General features: G+C 30.4%; 15 protein-coding genes and 1 other RNA gene. 11 read left to right on the top strand and 5 right to left on the bottom strand.

Annotated elements, in window-relative coordinates; genetic code table 11:
- Positions 1 to 97 precede the first annotated feature (97 nt).
- From DT059_RS01310 to ppdK, 4 genes are read left to right on the top strand one after another with little or no spacing between them, the layout of a single operon-like run.
- A complete protein-coding gene (locus DT059_RS01310; RefSeq protein WP_145596103.1) occupies positions 98 to 904 on the top strand; it encodes a S49 family peptidase in 807 nt (268 codons plus the stop codon).
- A complete protein-coding gene (locus tag DT059_RS01305) occupies positions 894 to 1,775 on the top strand; it encodes a glycine--tRNA ligase subunit alpha (protein WP_034390456.1) in 882 nt (293 codons plus the stop codon). Before DT059_RS01310 ends, DT059_RS01305 begins: the two co-directional genes overlap by 11 nt.
- Positions 1,775 to 3,841, top strand: a complete 2,067-nt coding sequence (gene glyS, locus DT059_RS01300; RefSeq protein WP_145596102.1) for a glycine--tRNA ligase subunit beta — start codon at positions 1,775 to 1,777, stop codon at positions 3,839 to 3,841. Before DT059_RS01305 ends, glyS begins: the two co-directional genes overlap by 1 nt.
- Positions 3,841 to 6,498 (top strand): pyruvate, phosphate dikinase, encoded by a 2,658-nt coding sequence (ppdK, locus tag DT059_RS01295; RefSeq protein WP_145596100.1) that lies wholly within the window; start codon positions 3,841 to 3,843, stop codon positions 6,496 to 6,498. Before glyS ends, ppdK begins: the two co-directional genes overlap by 1 nt.
- Positions 6,499 to 6,540: 42 nt before the next feature.
- On the opposite strand, the gene DT059_RS01290 is transcribed toward ppdK, so the two are convergent.
- A complete protein-coding gene (locus DT059_RS01290) occupies positions 6,541 to 7,722 on the bottom strand; it encodes a hypothetical protein (RefSeq protein WP_145596098.1) in 1,182 nt (393 codons plus the stop codon).
- A gap of 49 nt (positions 7,723 to 7,771) precedes the next feature.
- A complete protein-coding gene (locus DT059_RS01285) occupies positions 7,772 to 8,740 on the bottom strand; it encodes a polysaccharide deacetylase family protein (RefSeq protein WP_145596096.1) in 969 nt (322 codons plus the stop codon).
- 221 nt (positions 8,741 to 8,961) lie between these two features.
- Here DT059_RS01285 and DT059_RS07280 point away from each other — a divergent pair, with 221 nt between their 5' ends.
- Positions 8,962 to 9,138 carry a hypothetical protein gene (locus DT059_RS07280; RefSeq protein WP_168189252.1) on the top strand — a complete coding sequence of 59 codons (177 nt, stop codon included), beginning with the start codon at positions 8,962 to 8,964 and terminating at the stop codon, positions 9,136 to 9,138.
- Between the two features lie 17 nt (positions 9,139 to 9,155).
- On the opposite strand, the gene DT059_RS07275 is transcribed toward DT059_RS07280, so the two are convergent.
- Both DT059_RS07275 and ssrA read right to left on the bottom strand, forming a co-directional pair.
- Positions 9,156 to 9,320 (bottom strand): hypothetical protein, encoded by a 165-nt coding sequence (locus DT059_RS07275; RefSeq protein WP_168189251.1) that lies wholly within the window; start codon positions 9,318 to 9,320, stop codon positions 9,156 to 9,158.
- A gap of 54 nt (positions 9,321 to 9,374) precedes the next feature.
- Positions 9,375 to 9,674: a transfer-messenger RNA gene (gene ssrA, locus DT059_RS01280) on the bottom strand.
- 4 nt (positions 9,675 to 9,678) lie between these two features.
- Between ssrA and thyX the strand changes: the two genes are divergently transcribed.
- A complete protein-coding gene (thyX, locus tag DT059_RS01275) occupies positions 9,679 to 10,626 on the top strand; it encodes an FAD-dependent thymidylate synthase (RefSeq protein ID WP_145596094.1) in 948 nt (315 codons plus the stop codon).
- Here the strand turns inward: thyX and DT059_RS01270 are convergent.
- On the bottom strand, positions 10,607 to 11,482 hold the full coding sequence (locus DT059_RS01270; RefSeq protein WP_145596092.1) for an Mrp/NBP35 family ATP-binding protein: 876 nt from the start codon (positions 11,480 to 11,482) through the stop codon (positions 10,607 to 10,609). The genes thyX and DT059_RS01270 overlap by 20 nt on opposite strands.
- On the opposite strand from DT059_RS01270, the gene hflK reads away from it, so the two are divergent.
- Genes hflK through miaA form a run of 5 tightly spaced genes read left to right on the top strand, consistent with a single transcriptional unit; the run spans position 11,483 to position 15,978 of the window.
- Entirely contained in the window at positions 11,483 to 12,583 is a 1,101-nt protein-coding gene (gene hflK / locus DT059_RS01265) for an FtsH protease activity modulator HflK (RefSeq protein WP_072090949.1), read from the top strand.
- A gap of 1 nt (position 12,584) precedes the next feature.
- Entirely contained in the window at positions 12,585 to 13,457 is an 873-nt protein-coding gene (gene hflC, locus DT059_RS01260; RefSeq protein ID WP_145596090.1) for a protease modulator HflC, read from the top strand.
- A 7-nt stretch (positions 13,458 to 13,464) separates the two neighbouring features.
- Positions 13,465 to 13,650, top strand: a complete 186-nt coding sequence (locus DT059_RS01255; protein ID WP_075484568.1) for a DUF2065 domain-containing protein — start codon at positions 13,465 to 13,467, stop codon at positions 13,648 to 13,650.
- A 1-nt stretch (position 13,651) separates the two neighbouring features.
- A complete protein-coding gene (locus tag DT059_RS01250) occupies positions 13,652 to 15,067 on the top strand; it encodes a Do family serine endopeptidase (RefSeq protein WP_145596088.1) in 1,416 nt (471 codons plus the stop codon).
- Positions 15,068 to 15,069: 2 nt separating this feature from the next.
- The gene (gene miaA / locus DT059_RS01245) at positions 15,070 to 15,978 is read left to right on the top strand and encodes a tRNA (adenosine(37)-N6)-dimethylallyltransferase MiaA (protein WP_168189250.1); all 909 of its coding nucleotides are present in this window, start codon (positions 15,070 to 15,072) and stop codon (positions 15,976 to 15,978) included.
- Positions 15,979 to 16,018 lie beyond the last annotated feature (40 nt).

The following is a 16,018-nucleotide window of genomic DNA, read 5'->3' as shown; positions in this document are numbered from 1 at the left end:
ATAATTTGTTCATATATATTACTTATCAATTGACGCACCAGTTTCTTCAATTATAAGTAGTCTTTATATTCAATAAATAATTCTATAAGACTTACCTATGTTCTCTTTTTTTAAAAAGAAAAAAATTGTTGCTCACTTAAAATTAAGTGGGGTTATTGGGAATGCAGGAAAATTTAAACAAGGTATTGATTTTGCAGGTCAAGAAGAACTAATTAAAAAGGCTTTTTCTCTGAAAAAAGGTGCATGTGTTGCTATATCAATCAATTCTCCAGGGGGATCACCAGTCCAATCTCATTTAATATACAGTTTTATTAGACAACAAGCAAAAAAACACAAAAAAAAAGTTATTGTATTCGCTGAAGACGTAGCAGCTTCTGGGGGCTATTTGATTTCTTGTGCTGGAGACGAAATTTATGCAAATTCAAGTTCAATAATTGGATCCATAGGAGTGATATATTCTTCTTTTGGATTTACAGAGTTGATAAAAAAAATTGGGGTTGAAAGAAGAGTTCATACTGCTGGCAAAAACAAAAGCACACTTGATCCATTTTTAGAAGAAAAAAACGAGGATATTGAAAGATTAAAAAATATTCAATTGGATCTTCATAAAGACTTTATAGATGTTGTTGAAAAAAGTAGAGGATCAAAATTAAACAAATCTGATGTAGAACTTTTTTCAGGTGAGTTTTGGTCAGGCAGTAAAGCAAAAAATTTAGGATTAATTGACGGAGTAGGTAACGCACATGAAATATTAAGGGATAAATTTGGTGAAGATGTAATAATTAAAAAATTTGAAAAATCAAAAGGATGGTTAAGTCAAAAACTTTCTTCATCCAGCAATCAAGTAGATCAAATAGCAAGTATTTTAGATGAAAGATCAATTTGGCAAAGATATGGTTTCTAAAGCAAAAAAAGAAAAAAAAAAAATTCAAACATTCCAAGATACAATTTTAAATCTTCAGAAATTTTGGAGTAAAAAAGGATGCATTATTTTGCAGCCTTATGATATGGAGGTTGGTGCAGGAACTTTTCATCCAGCTACTACCCTAAGATCACTTGGAAATAAACCGTGGAAAGCAGCTTATGTACAACCATCAAGAAGACCTACAGATGGAAGATATGGAGATAATCCAAACAGGTTACAACACTATTATCAATTTCAAGTTTTAATTAAACCTTCCCCTGAAAATATAAAAAAACTTTATCTAAATAGTTTATCTACTATAGGAATAGATCATAATGATCATGATATAAGGTTTGTTGAAGATGATTGGGAAAGTCCAACATTAGGTGCCGCAGGATTGGGATGGGAAGTATGGTGTGATGGAATGGAAATTACTCAATTTACCTATTTTCAACAAATGGCTGGATTTGATTGTAAACCTGTATCAGTTGAAATCACCTATGGATTAGAAAGAATTTGTATGTTCACTCAAAAAGAAAAAAATGTTTATGATTTATTGTGGAACGATGAAGGTGTAAAATATCACGAAGTATTTCATCAAGCTGAAAAAGAATTTTCAGCATATAATTTTGAACACGCGAATGTAGAAACACTTTTAAAAATGTTTGAAATGCATGAGTCTGAGGCAAAAGATTTGGTAGAAAAAAAAATTTCTTTACCAGCATATGATCAATGTTTAAAAGCCAGTCATGTATTTAATATTTTAGATGCAAGAGGTGCAATCAGTGTTGCACAAAGAGCAGGTTATATTGCTAGAATAAGAGATATTACAAAATCTGCGGCAGGCGTTTGGTTAGATAGTCAAAAATAATGTCAGAGTTTTTTTTAGAATTATTTAGCGAAGAAATACCCTCAAATCTTCAACAAAATTTAAGGGAAGATTTACTTAAAAGTTTTAATGATTTTTTTTTAGAAAAATCAATTTTATTTAAAAAAAGTTCATCATACTCAACACCAAACAGACTAGTGGTACTGTTTGAAGGAGTTCAAAAAAATGTTGTACTAAAATCTGAGGAGATTAAAGGTCCAAATATTAAGTCACTAGAGGTAGCGCTAGAGGGATTTGTTAGGTCAAATAAAATCGTAAAAAAGGATCTCTACCAAAAGAAAACTGATAAAGGAGAATTTTATTTTTTCAAGACAAAATCAAAAAAATTGCATACACATGAATTGCTAGAGGAATTTATCCCAATATTGTTAAGTAAAATTCAATGGAAAAAATCAATGTATTGGGGAACCTTTGACCTAAATTGGGGGAGACCGTTAAAATCAATTCTAGCTGTATTTGATAAAAAAAAATTAAATTTTAATTTTCATCACCTAACATCTTCTAACTCAACTTTTATTGATAAAGAATTTGAGGAAAATAAAAAGTCTTTCTTAGAATTTAAAAATTATAAAAGTTTTTTTAAAAAAATTGACATTATCGTTGATCACAATGAAAGAAAAAAATTAATAGAAAAAAAATTTAACAATATATTAAAAAATAAAAATATTAAGATCCAACATAATCCTAGATTACTTAATGAAGTTGTAGATTTAACAGATCAACCAAATATCCTTCTTTGTGAATTTGATAAAAAATTTTTAAATATTCCAAAAGAAATATTAATTATTACCATGCAATACCACCAAAAATATTTTCCTATATTTGATAATAAAGAAAATATTACCAATGAGTTTTTAGTGGTTGCAAACAAAAAAGACAAAAAGGGATTAATTAAATTAGGAAATGAAAGAGTAGTTGAAGCAAGATTAAGTGATGCAGAATTTTTTTGGAAAAAAGATAAATCTCAAAATATGGTCAAAAAAGTTACTGAATTAAAAACAATGAATTATTTTAAAGGATTAGGAAGTTATTTCGATAAAGCCCAAAGAATGAGAAAATTGGGTGGAATGATATCTGATGAACTTTTAATCAGCAAAGAAAAAGTTGAATTGTCAGCATCAATTTGTAAAGTTGATTTATTATCAGAACTAGTAGGTGAATTTCCAGAACTTCAAGGTGTAATGGGAGGTTATTTTGCTAGCGCACAAGGTTTTGACAAAGATTTAGCTTTGGCGATAAGTGAGCAATATTTACCTACAGGTTTAGGTTCAAGAGTTCCAAAAAAACCATTTAGCATAGCCCTTTCTTTAGCTGATAAGATAGATACTTTAGTTGGTTTTTTTGGTTTAAATCAAAAACCAACAAGTTCGAAAGATCCGTATGCTCTAAGAAGATTAGCATTGGGGGTAATAAGAATAATAGTTGAAAATAAAAAAGATTTTAAAATAAAAGATCTAATTAATTATTCTTTAAGCCTGTATTTAGATCAAGGTTTTGATATTGATAACCAATCCCTACAAAATGAATTATCAGATTTTTTAATGGATAGATTAAAATATCACATGAAGGAAGAAAATATTAGAAATGATATAATTCAAGCATCAACTAGTTCTTTTAACCTAGATCAATCTGTTATTATTTTTAATAAAGCTAAACACTTAAATAAAATTATTAACAAACCAAATGGTTTAGATATTATTGCAAGCTATAAAAGAGCCTCAAACATTTTAGACGGTGAATTAAAAAAAGATAAAATAGAGTTATCAAATACAACTGACCCTGGAATTTTTAAAACTGAGTTAGAAAAAAACCTATTTAAAAAAATTAGTGAATTAAGGAAATATTTTTCAGGCATTAATAAAGATGAAAATTATGTTCAAACATTAGACAATTTAGCTAGCGTCAAAAGAGAAGTTTTTGACTTTTTTGATAATGTAATTGTGAACGAAGATGATCTGGTCATAAAGAAAAATAGGCTGGAACTTATCCAAATGATGTGTAAAACGTTCAACAATTATGTTAATTTTGCTCTAATCGACTCCCGTTAATGAAAAAACTTATTTTAAACTTTAATTCTAAGGATAGTAAAAAAATTAAAAATCCTAAAAATTTTTTAGGAGGAAAAGGTGCTAATCTTTCTGAAATGGGAAGAATGGGTCTTCCAGTGCCTCCTGGTTTTACAATATCCACAAAAGTTTGCGAAATTTTTTATAAGGATAAAAAAAAATTAAATAAAAGTTTAATTTCTCAAATTAAAAAAGAATTAAAATTAATCGAAAAAGATGTTTCTAAGAAATTTGGGGACTTAAAAAATCCACTTTTATTATCTGTGCGGTCTGGTGCAAGAGTATCAATGCCAGGTATGATGGATACTATTCTAAATCTGGGTCTTAACGATAAAACAGTTAAAGCTTTAGCAATTAAAACTTCAAATGGAAGATTTGCTAAAGACAGTTATAGAAGATTCATTCAAATGTACGGTAATGTGGTAATGGGAGTAGAAGGTTATCATTTTGAGGAATTAATTGAAAATTATAAACTTACGAAAGGTGTTTTGTTAGATACAGATTTAGATGAAAGTGATTGGGATGGATTAATTGAAGATTTTAAAAGAACAGTAAGAGAAAAGGCAAAAAAAGATTTTCCTCAAGATGTTCACGAACAATTGCTAGGAGCAATAAGCGCAGTATTTTTATCATGGGAAAGTAATAGAGCAAAAGTTTATAGAAAACTAAATCAAATCCCAGCCGAGTGGGGAACTGCTGTAAATGTTCAATCAATGGTTTTTGGAAATATGGGTGATGATTGTGCAACGGGAGTTGTGTTTACACGAAATCCATCAGATGGATCAAATGAAATATATGGTGAGTATTTAATTAATGCGCAAGGCGAAGATGTTGTAGCGGGCACAAGGACACCTCAATACATAACGAAAAAAGCTAGGAGAGATGCTAAAGTAAAAGAATTATCAATGGAAGAGTCTATGCCTAAAGTCTTTAAAGAACTTCAAAAAATTTTGAAAAAATTAGAGACGCATTACAAAGATATGCAAGACGTAGAGTTTACAGTTGAAAATAGTAAACTATGGATGCTTCAAACAAGATCAGGAAAAAGAACAGCAAAATCAGCAGTGAAGATCGCAGTTGATATGGTTAAAGAAAAATTAATTTCTAAAAAGGAAGCTGTATTAAGAATTGACCCAAATTCTTTAGACACACTTTTGCACCCTACTTTGGATGAAAAAAGTTCAATTAATGTTATAGCAAATGGATTGCCAGCATCACCAGGTGCAGCCAGTGGGAAAGTTGTATTTACATCAGAAGAGGCTGAAAGATTAACCGCAATGATGCAAGATACAATTTTGGTTAGAGTAGAGACCTCCCCAGAAGATATACAAGGAATGCATGCTGCTAAAGGAATTTTGACTGCTAGAGGAGGAATGACAAGTCATGCAGCTGTTGTTGCGAGAGGTATGGGTAGACCATGTGTATCAGGATCAAGTGAAATTGATATAAACTATGAAAATAAATCTTTTAAAACTTCTTCAATGGAGATTAAAGAAGGAGACGTAATCACTATTGATGGCTCAACTGGAAGAATTATTGCTGGAAGTGTTTCAACTGTGAAGCCTGAAATATCTGGTGATTTTTCCAAGTTAATGTCTTGGGCAGATAGCTTTAGGAAATTAAAAGTAAGAACAAATTCTGAGACACCAAAAGATACCAAAACAGCAAAAGATTTTGGTGCTGAGGGTATTGGATTATGCAGAACTGAACATATGTTTTTTGATGAAGAACGAATTTTGTCTGTAAGAGAAATGATATTATCTAAAACAAAAGAAGACAGAGCAACAGCATTACAAAAACTGTTACCACATCAAAGAAAAGATTTTATAGATATTTTTAAAATCATGAGTGGATTACCAGTCACAGTTAGATTGTTGGACCCACCATTACATGAATTTTTACCACGTACAGAAAAGGAAATTAATGAGGTTGCTAGTATAGTTAATCTCCCAGTTAAAGAGGTTGAGTCAAGAATTGAAGAGCTCCATGAGCAAAATCCTATGTTAGGTCATAGGGGATGTCGTCTAGGAATATCTTTTCCTGAAATTTATGAAATGCAATGCAAAGCAATATTCGAGGCTTTGGCTTACCTCAAAAAAAATAAAATTAAATCTGCATTTCCTGAAATAATGATACCTTTAGTATCTACAGAGGCTGAAATTAAAATAATGAAAGAATTAGTAATTAGAACTGCTAGTCAAGTTCAACAAGAAAATAAATTGAAAATAGAATTTTTAGTTGGAACGATGATTGAATTACCTAGAGCGGCAATAAAAGCAAAGGAGATTGCTAAGCATGCAGAATTCTTTAGTTTTGGAACAAATGATTTAACTCAAACTACTTTTGGAATTAGTAGAGATGATAGTGGTAAATTTTTAAATGATTATTTAGAAAACAAAATTTTTTCTGTTGATCCTTTTGTTTCAATAGATGAAGGAGTTTCAGATTTAGTTGAAATAGCAGTAGAAAAAGGAAGAAAACAAAATAAAAATCTTAAATTAGGTATTTGTGGAGAGCATGGAGGAGATCCACATAGTATATCTTTTTGTTCTAATGTAGGATTGAATTATGTTTCTTGTTCACCTTATAGAGTTCCTGTTGCAAGGTTAGCTGCTGCTCAAGCAGAATTGAAAAAATAAAGCTATAATTTGTAATTTCGAAAATAGAAATTTAATTAATTATTAACTGTAATCCTCTAATTTACTGTCTCGGACTGTGTCTAATGTTGCACAATGAATCCCACCACCTTGAGTATAAATGTGTCTCATTCTTAGTTTTATAATATTAAATTTGTTTTTTTCTAATACTTTAATTAGATTCTCTTGCCTCTCATCAACAATAATTGTTTCAGGGTCTATTGATAAAATATTCATACCAACCCATGGTGATGACATATCATGAAGATTAGTTTTAAATCCTAAATTTTTCAATTTATAACCTATTGGGTCTCTTATTTCTTTTTGGATTTTTAGCTCTGACTCAGACGTTGGGGCCACATCTTCAAAATAAATTTTATCCCAATTTTTAAAATAACTTGGTAAATTTTTTTCGTTTACTCTTGCACTATTAAGCAAAACTGTTCCTGGTTTAAGACACATTACAGTAGAGTCTATATGACTTGATCTATATATTTTATCTGTAATATGCACTCTATATTCCTCACCCAATACTGATTGTAACCATTTAGCTCCAAGCATATTTCCAGATGAAGATAATAAATATAATAAATCTTTACCCATCCTTAAGGTATTTGCTGCCTCAAACAATATTTCTTTTTCTGCAAGTTTATGTAGCATCTCTACTCTACCACCAGTTAATTCTTTATGTTTTAAATCTTCATCTGTTAAAACTCTTTCATCACTATCTCTAAAATAAGGTAAGCTTGATTGGTAATCCAGTGAGGGTTTTGGTCCTGCTATCCATTTAAAACCATTCTTTAAGTATTCATACCAAATGGGGTATAATGCTGTTGTTTCATAATATCTGCTAATTAAATATGACGGACTTTCAATAACACTATTACCCACAACTAAATTTAAATCTCTGGTGTTATATATGTTGTTACTTGTTGAATACCAATTAGGAGAAGAAAAGGTTTCAGATAAATCAAAACTCTTTGGTCTGTGAACTATAACACCATTTTTTTTCAAAATATTTGATAATCCATCTAAATCTTCTTCAACTTCGTCATATAGCCATTTTGGACATGCCTCTTTTGCAAGTTTTTTTGCTTCCTCTAGATTTTTTTCAGAAATTTTATCTTTCTTGTTCCAAGTAAGACATGCTGTAGTACCTTTAGCTGTACCAACTATTATCTCTTTAAGTTTATCCCACTCGTTATGGCTGTTTACTTTAGAAAACATATTTTAGGGATATTCTATTATCATTTTAAAAAATTTATACAATCTATAATTATTTAATTAGCTTAATTATTTTTGAATGATCTTGCCTAGCTATTTCTAAAGATGAGTTATTAATTTTTTCCATTCCTTTTTCAAGTTCAATCGTCATTAACTGTTTAAATCCTAGTTCAATTTCTAGCTCAATTAATATATCTAAAGTATTTTTATTGTAACTTCCACAAGGATGAGACATATATTTAATATCTTTTTCTGATTTATTTAAAATTTTTGATATTACAGACAAATTCCTCTTATATTCCTCTTTCTGATCTTCATAATTTAATTTTTCTAGTAATGTAGGGTGACTATGTGAATGTAATCCGATTAAATGACCCAAGTTATCTAGCTTTTTTAGGTCGTTTTCATTAAAAGCTAATTTTGTGTAAAATTTTTTATAATTAAATTTTTTTTCTTTCATAATAAGAAACATTAAATCTTCATACTCCTTCTTATTTAAAAAATTGTCTCTAACCAATCTAAATTTGATATCTTCTATTGAGTAGTGAGGAAATTTCATTTTTGCAGACTCAAGTTTTGAAATATTTCTTTCAAAAAAAATATTTAAATCTTTTTCTATAAATTTATAAAACTCAGTATAAAAATTATTGATATTATTAAAATAATTCATTCTAAAATATCGAAAAGTTTCTAAATTGTCAGGTATACCTTCAAATATTGAGCTATAAACAAAAAAAAAACTTTTTATCTTTAGTTCTTCAAGAACTGGTAAAGCTATGTCAACTTGACTTTTAATAGCATCATCAAATGTTAGACAAACTTCGTTATTTTTCAGTTTTTTACTTTTAAATTTTTCAAAAAAAATATCTGCATCAAGAATATTTTTTTTTCCTATAAAATTTATTATTTTATAAAATTCATCTTTTGAAATTGAACCTTGGCCTTTAGTATGAATGTCTTTATCATGAAAATGGTGAAACATTATTCCATGAAAAAAATTATTATTATTATTAAAGTACATATATTTATATTAGGATAGCTCTTTTCCTAGCTGTCTTTAGGATAAATTTCAATAAACTTATTTAACAAATAAGTAGGGGCATTCTGTTGCCCGGCAATAGATTAGAAAATAGCATATTTGCTCACTTAATCAAATTACTTCGTTGAAAACTTCGTTGACAGTTTCAATTGTTTTGTCCACGAATTGCTTTTTAACTTCGTTGAAAATTGTATACTTGTCAAATGATTGATCAATTTTTTTGGTGGTGTGTTGGAGTCCTTCAATATATCGGAACAGTTACTGGTATGGGTTACAACTTGGCAAATATTGTTATTTTTGTAATTTTACAACCAGGATTAATTCTTTTATTTTTTATTCTGTGGAGAAAAGAGAAGAAAAAAAACAGAAATAGATTTTAAACAGACTTTTTCATTAATTAATACGGTGTCATTTCTTTATCACATTTTTCGCAAACGGGAATTTTAATCCAATTTCTATGTTTTGGACAAAGTGCTCCCTCAATACTTCTGCCACCTGTTTTTATCGCGGTATCGTAAATTAGTTTTGTGTTACATTTTCCACAAAGTATCTTTAATGACATTTCACAACTTAGACAGATAAAATTAGGTTCTGATAAATCTTTTTTTGTCATTTTAAGGGGGCGTTCTGTTGCCAGGTGCCCCAAAACCCCGTTTGCTTAATTAACTAAGTTAATTAGGCAGCAAGTGCGTAACTTTCGTTAGCAATTATAAATTAGCCCGTTACGGTGGAACAATCCCGAACGAAAGAATAGCCTTTAGTCACCCGTCGAATCTAGTTCACCCCCATAAGTTGTAATGGTGGAGGTGGTGGGTACTGCCCCCACGTCCGCAATGGTTATTACGAAATTCGTTTATCGTCGTAGTTGGAAAACCAACATTATTAATATAAAAGTAATTACAACAGATTCAATAACAATCATGAAATTAACTAAAGAACAGCAAGAAGAAATAAAAAACCAACAATCTCAAAGCAATCAAACAAAAAGAGTTACTGCTCCTGAGCTTGAAAAAATTCTTTATGAGGCAATTCCAGCTTTAGATCATGGTTTTGTAAGAGTTGTTGATTATATGGGCGATGATACATCCATAGTTCAATCAGCTAGAGTGTCATATGGAAAAGGAACAAAACAAGTTTCAACTGACAAAGGTTTAATTAAATATTTGATGAGACATTGGCACAGTACGCCATTTGAAATGTGCGAAATAAAATATCATGTAAAGCTTCCAATATTTATTGCAAGACAATGGATTAGACATAGAACGGCAAATGTAAATGAATATTCTGCAAGGTATTCAATTTTGGATAAAGAATTTTATTTGCCATCACAAGAAAATTTAGCCGCTCAATCAACTAGTAACAGACAGGGTAGAGGAGATGTCTTGGAAGGAAAACAGGCAGAGGAAGTTTTAGAACTTCTAAAAAGTGATGCAGAGAGAACTTATGATAACTATGAGACTATGCTTAATGAAAGATTTGATGGATCAACTATTGATGAAAATAAAAAAGGTCTAGCGAGAGAACTTGCAAGAATGAATTTAACACTAAATACTTATACTCAATGGTATTGGAAAACTGATTTATTAAATTTAATGAATTTTTTAAGATTAAGAGCTGATAGTCACGCTCAATATGAAATTAGAGTTTACGCTGATATAATGCTGGATACTGTAAAAAAATGGGTTCCTATAACTTATGATGCATTTATGGATTATAGAGTAGGAGGCACAGAAGTTTCTGCAAAAGGAAAAGTTATAATTCAAAAACTTATTAAAAGTGAAACTGTAGACGTTAAAAGTTCTGGATTGTCTAAAAGAGAGTGGAATGAATTAATGACTGCTTTTGATCTTAAAGATAAGTTGATTTAATTTTTTCAGCAAAATTTAAATATATTTTAGAAATTTCATGCTCAGGGTTAGTTTCCACAATTGGCTTTCCTTCATCACCAGTTTTACCCACTTCAGGATTAATTGGAATTTCACCTAAAAATTCTTTTTGAAATTCCTCTGCAGTTTTCTTAACTCCACCTTCTCCAAAAATTTTATATTTTTTTCCATCATCTCCTATGAAAAAGCTCATGTTATCAACTAAACCCAAAATCTTAACTCCAAGTTTATCAAACATTTTAATTCCTCTTTTGACATCTAAAAGAGCTACTTCTTGAGGTGTACTTACAATTATTGCACCATCCATTTTTATTTCTTGAGAAAATGTAAGTTGAGTATCACCAGTTCCTGGAGGCATATCAACGATAATAAAATCTAAATCTTTCCAATTTACTTTCTGAGTAAAAGTTTTGATTGCACTTGTCACCATGGGCCCACGCCATATCATTGGTGTTTGTTGATCAGCTAAAAAACCAATCGACATACACTGAATGTCATATTTTGTAACTGGATCTAATTTTTGACCATCACTTTTTGGTTTTTCATTAATATCAAACATTTTAGGAATTGATGGACCATAAATATCTGCATCCAAAAGACCAACTTTGCATCCAACTTTCTTTAACGCCAAAGCAAGATTCGTTGCAAAAGTAGATTTTCCAACACCTCCTTTTGCACTAGAGATGGCTATAGTAAATTTAGTTCCAAGGATTGGATTTTTAGTGAATTTTTTAGGCTCTAGCTTACTTTTCATTGCGGCACTAAGTTCAGGTTTTTTATCACTCATAAAAGTATCATTACTTGTTTTTTGCATTAAAGACACTATATAAGTTGACATATGTCAGACGATTTTAAAGGCCAAAGTCCTTGGGGAGCACCTCCTGGTGGAGGTGGAAGTGGCAATGGATCAGGTAGAGGTCCTACACCACCGAATGTCGACGAATTAATTAGAGATCTTCAAGATAAAATCAAAAGATTTTTACCCGGTGGAAAAACTTCAGGAGGAAAATCAATAAGTCTAATTTTGTTAGTTTTAGTTTTTGTATGGTTAGCGAGTGGACTTTATAGAGTATTACCCGATGAACAAGGCGTTGTATTAAGATTTGGTAAGTTTGTAAAAACTACACAGCCTGGTTTGAATTATCATATACCTTTTCCCGTTGAAACTGTTCAAACACCGAAAGTCACTAAGGTTAATAGAATGGATATAGGATTTAGATCTGAGAGAGACAGTGGTTTTTCTACAGGTGGTGGTGTTGCTGATGTTCCACAGGAAAGCTTAATGTTAACGGGAGATGAAAATATAGTTAATATAGATTTTTCGGTATTCTGGGTAATCAAAGATGCTGGTAATTTTTTATTTAAAATTCAAGATCCAGAAGGCACAGTTAAAGCAGCTGCTGAAACTGCAATGAGAGAAGTGATAGCAAAGAGTGATATTCAGCCAATTTTAACTGAAGGTAGATCTAAAATTGAGGTTGAGACTCAAAACATAATTCAGAGTATTTTAGACGATTACGAAAGTGGAATTCAAATTACACAAGTTCAAACTCAAAAGGCTGACCCACCTGATCAAGTAATTGACGCGTTTAGAGATGTACAAGCTGCAAGAGCAGATATGGAAAGATCTAAAAATGAGGCTGAAGCTTATGCAAATGATGTTATTCCTAGAGCACGAGGGGAAGCGCAAAAAATTTTACAGGCAGCTGAAGCATATAAAAAAGAAGTTGTAGCAAAAGCAGAGGGTGAAGCAAGCAGATTTATAGCTATCTACAATGAGTATAAAAATGCAAAAGCAGTTACTCAAGAGAGAATGTATTTAGAAACTATGGAAAAAGTTTTAGCAGATATTGATAAAGTAATTATTGAAAAAAATGCAGGTTCAGGTGTAGTTCCATACTTACCTTTGCCTGAGTTAAAAAAGAAGGCGACAAATTAAAATGAAAGCTGGAAAAATATTAGTTGGTTTATTAGTTGCAATCGGAGTTGTAGCTTTTTTATCAGTAATTATAGTTAAAGAGGTTAATCAAGCAATTATTCTTCAATTTGGTGATCCAAAAAGAATTATAATGAAGCCAGGATTAAACTTTAAAATTCCATTTATTCAAAACGTTGTTTATTTAGATAAAAGAATTCTAAATTTAGATGCTCCACCTGAAGAGGTTATTGCGTCAGATCAAAAACGTTTAATTGTTGATGCATTTGCAAGATTTCAAATCGTTGATCCACTGAAGTTTTATATTTCAGTTGGAAATGAAAGAGTTGCGAGATCAAGATTATCGACAATTATAAATTCAAGAATTAGAAATGTATTAGGTCAAGAGGAATTACAAACATTATTATCTAAAGATAGATCTAAGCAAATGGCTTTAATTAAAGAAGGTGTTAATAACGAAGCACAAAACTTTGGAATTAATATTGTTGATGTTAGGATTAAAAGAGCAGATCTTCCTCAGGCAAACAGTGATGCGATTTATAGAAGAATGCAGACTGAAAGGGAGAGAGAAGCAAAAGAATTTAGAGCAAAAGGTGCAGAGATGGCAGTTACAATTACATCAACTGCAGACAAAGAAGTTACTGTAATCTTAGCAGATGCTCAAAAGCAATCTGAGATAATGAAAGGGGAAGGTGATGGAGAAAGAAATAAAATATTTGCCGAAGCCTTTGGTCAAGATCCAGAATTTTTTGCTTTCTACAGAGCCATGCAAGCATATGAAAAAGCTCTTATTGGTGGTGAAACTTCTTTAATTTTATCACCTGATAGTGAATTTTTTAAATTTTTTGGAAATATAAAACCTGAAATCCAGCAATAATTCTAAAATGCGTGAGCTAGTTATAGCTTTTGGTCTTTTCTTATTTATTGAGGGAATTTTGTACGCCTTATTTCCAGCAAAAATGAAAAGTATGTTGAAAAAATTAGAACTTGTTAAAGATAGTCAGCTTAGATCAGGTGGACTTATTTTTGCTGTAATAGGTTTTATAATTATTTATTACATTAAGAGCTAATATGAATAAGATTAAACTTATATTCTTAACCCTGGTTATATCATTTAGCTTTTCTTTAAATGTAAACTCTAAACCAGTTCCTGCTTCATTCGCAGATCTTGCAGAAAAATTAATGCCATCTGTAGTGAATATTTCTACAACAACAACCGTCGTAACCAATACTAATCCTTTTCCTTTTCAATTTCCTCCAGGATCTCCTTTTGAGGATATGTTTAAAGAATTTGGAACGCCTCAGGAAAGACAATCAGCTGCTTTAGGTTCAGGGTTTATAATTGACGAGAAAGGTATTGTAGTTACAAATAATCACGTTATCCAAGATGCTGACGACATTATTGTTAGGGTAAATGGTGACCAAGAATTTAAAGCAAAAGTTCTTGGTGCTGACCCACTTATGGATATTGCAGTTTTACAATTAGAAACAGATGAAAAATTTATTCCAGTCGCATTTGGTGACTCTGATAAAGCAAGAATTGGAGATTGGGTTTTAGCAATTGGAAATCCCTTTGGTTTAGGTGGAACTGTTACTGCTGGAATTATTTCAGCAAGAAATAGATCAATTGGTTTATCAAGATATGAAGATTTTATACAAACTGATGCATCTATAAATTCTGGAAATTCTGGTGGACCTTTGTTTGATATGGAAGGAAATGTAATTGGAATTAATACAGCAATTCTTGGACGTAATGGTTCTATTGGAATTGGATTTTCCATACCATCTAACAGTGCTCAAATTGTAATTAAACAATTAATCGAATTTGGTGAAACAAAAAGAGGTTGGTTGGGCGTTAGAATTCAAGATGTTACAAATGAAATTGCTGAAGTTGAAAAATTAGATAAAGCAAGAGGGGCATTGGTTGCTAGTGTTGCAGAAAATAGTCCTTCAGAAAAAGCAGGAATACAAGCTGGTGATATTATTTTAGAATTTAATGGAGAAAAAATAAATCAAATGAAAGAACTTCCAGCTATTGTAGCACGTACAGAAGTTGGAAAAAAAGTTGAAGTTAAAGTTTGGAGAGACAAAAAAGAAATTATTAAAAATGTTATTTTAGGAAGATTAGAAACTTCAGATGATTTTAAAATAAGTAAAAATCAAGAAACTCAAAAACAGAATAATGAGGAAATAATTGAAAGTTTAAGAATTGCAGTAAGACCATTAACTAAAGAAGATATAAAAAACAGAAAATTACCAAATCAAACAACAGGGGTTGTTATTACTAAAATTGCAAACAATAGTCCCATAGCAAATTCAATAGAACTTAATAGTGTTATTATTGAAGCTCAGAAGAAAAAAATTAAATCTGCAGATGATTTAAGAGATATTACTAAAGAAGTTCTTAATTCAAATCAGAAAACAGTTTTACTTGCTATCTATAACAACCAAAACCAACGAAGATACATCGGTGTTAAGTTAGACTGATCATGGATCTAAAATCCAAGATTATATTAATCTCAGGTCCAACAGCTTCAGGAAAATCAAGTTTTGCAATTAAGTTTGCAAAAAAAGTTAATGGAGAGATTATTAATGCAGATAGCATGCAAGTATATAAACAACTTAAAATTTTATCAGCTAGACCAGATCCAAAAAAATACCAGAAAATAATACATCATTTGTATGGTTTTCATAATGTTACAAAAAACTTCTCTACAGGTGATTGGCTTAAGTTAGTAATTAAAAAAATTAGTGAAGTTCAAAAAAGAAAAAAAACCCCAATTCTTGTTGGAGGTACAGGTCTATACTTTAAAGCTTTAACTGATGGTTTAGTTCAAATACCAAATATCTCATTAAAATTAAGAACTCAAATTAGAGATTTACAAAAAAAACTTGGACAAAAGAAGTTTTATGAAAAATTATTAAAATTAGATCCATCTTCAATAGGAAAAATAAACCCTACAGACACACAAAGATCTATTAGAGCTTATGAAGTAAAAAAGTTTACAAAAAAATCTCTACATGAATGGTTTAAGAGTACAAAATCAAACTTCGTAGAAGATGATTTCTTTAAAGTTTATATTGATTATCCTAGACAAGAACTAATTGAGCGTATTAATTTAAGAACAAGGGAGATGATAGAAAATGGAGCAATAAAGGAAGTAAAAGATTTCATAAAGCTAAGGGTTAAAAAAGATAAAACTGCCAATAAGGCTATTGGAGTTAATGAAATTAGAGAATATTTAAAAAAAGAAAAAGATTTGAATGATACTAAAGAAAAAATAGCCATAAAAACTAGACAATACGCCAAAAGACAAAGCACTTGGGCTAGAGGCAATATGATGAACTGGATGAAACTAAAGCCACAAGACATAAATAAATTTTTGAAAAAAATTTAAAATTTTCATTCTTAAACTTGACCAATGAGCACAACTTCAG

The sequence above is a fragment of the Candidatus Pelagibacter sp. FZCC0015 genome, from assembly GCF_007833635.1.
Classification (GTDB): domain Bacteria; phylum Pseudomonadota; class Alphaproteobacteria; order Pelagibacterales; family Pelagibacteraceae; genus Pelagibacter.
Note: the sequence above shows the minus strand (reverse complement) of the source record. Positions and strands in the feature narration are given on the sequence as shown.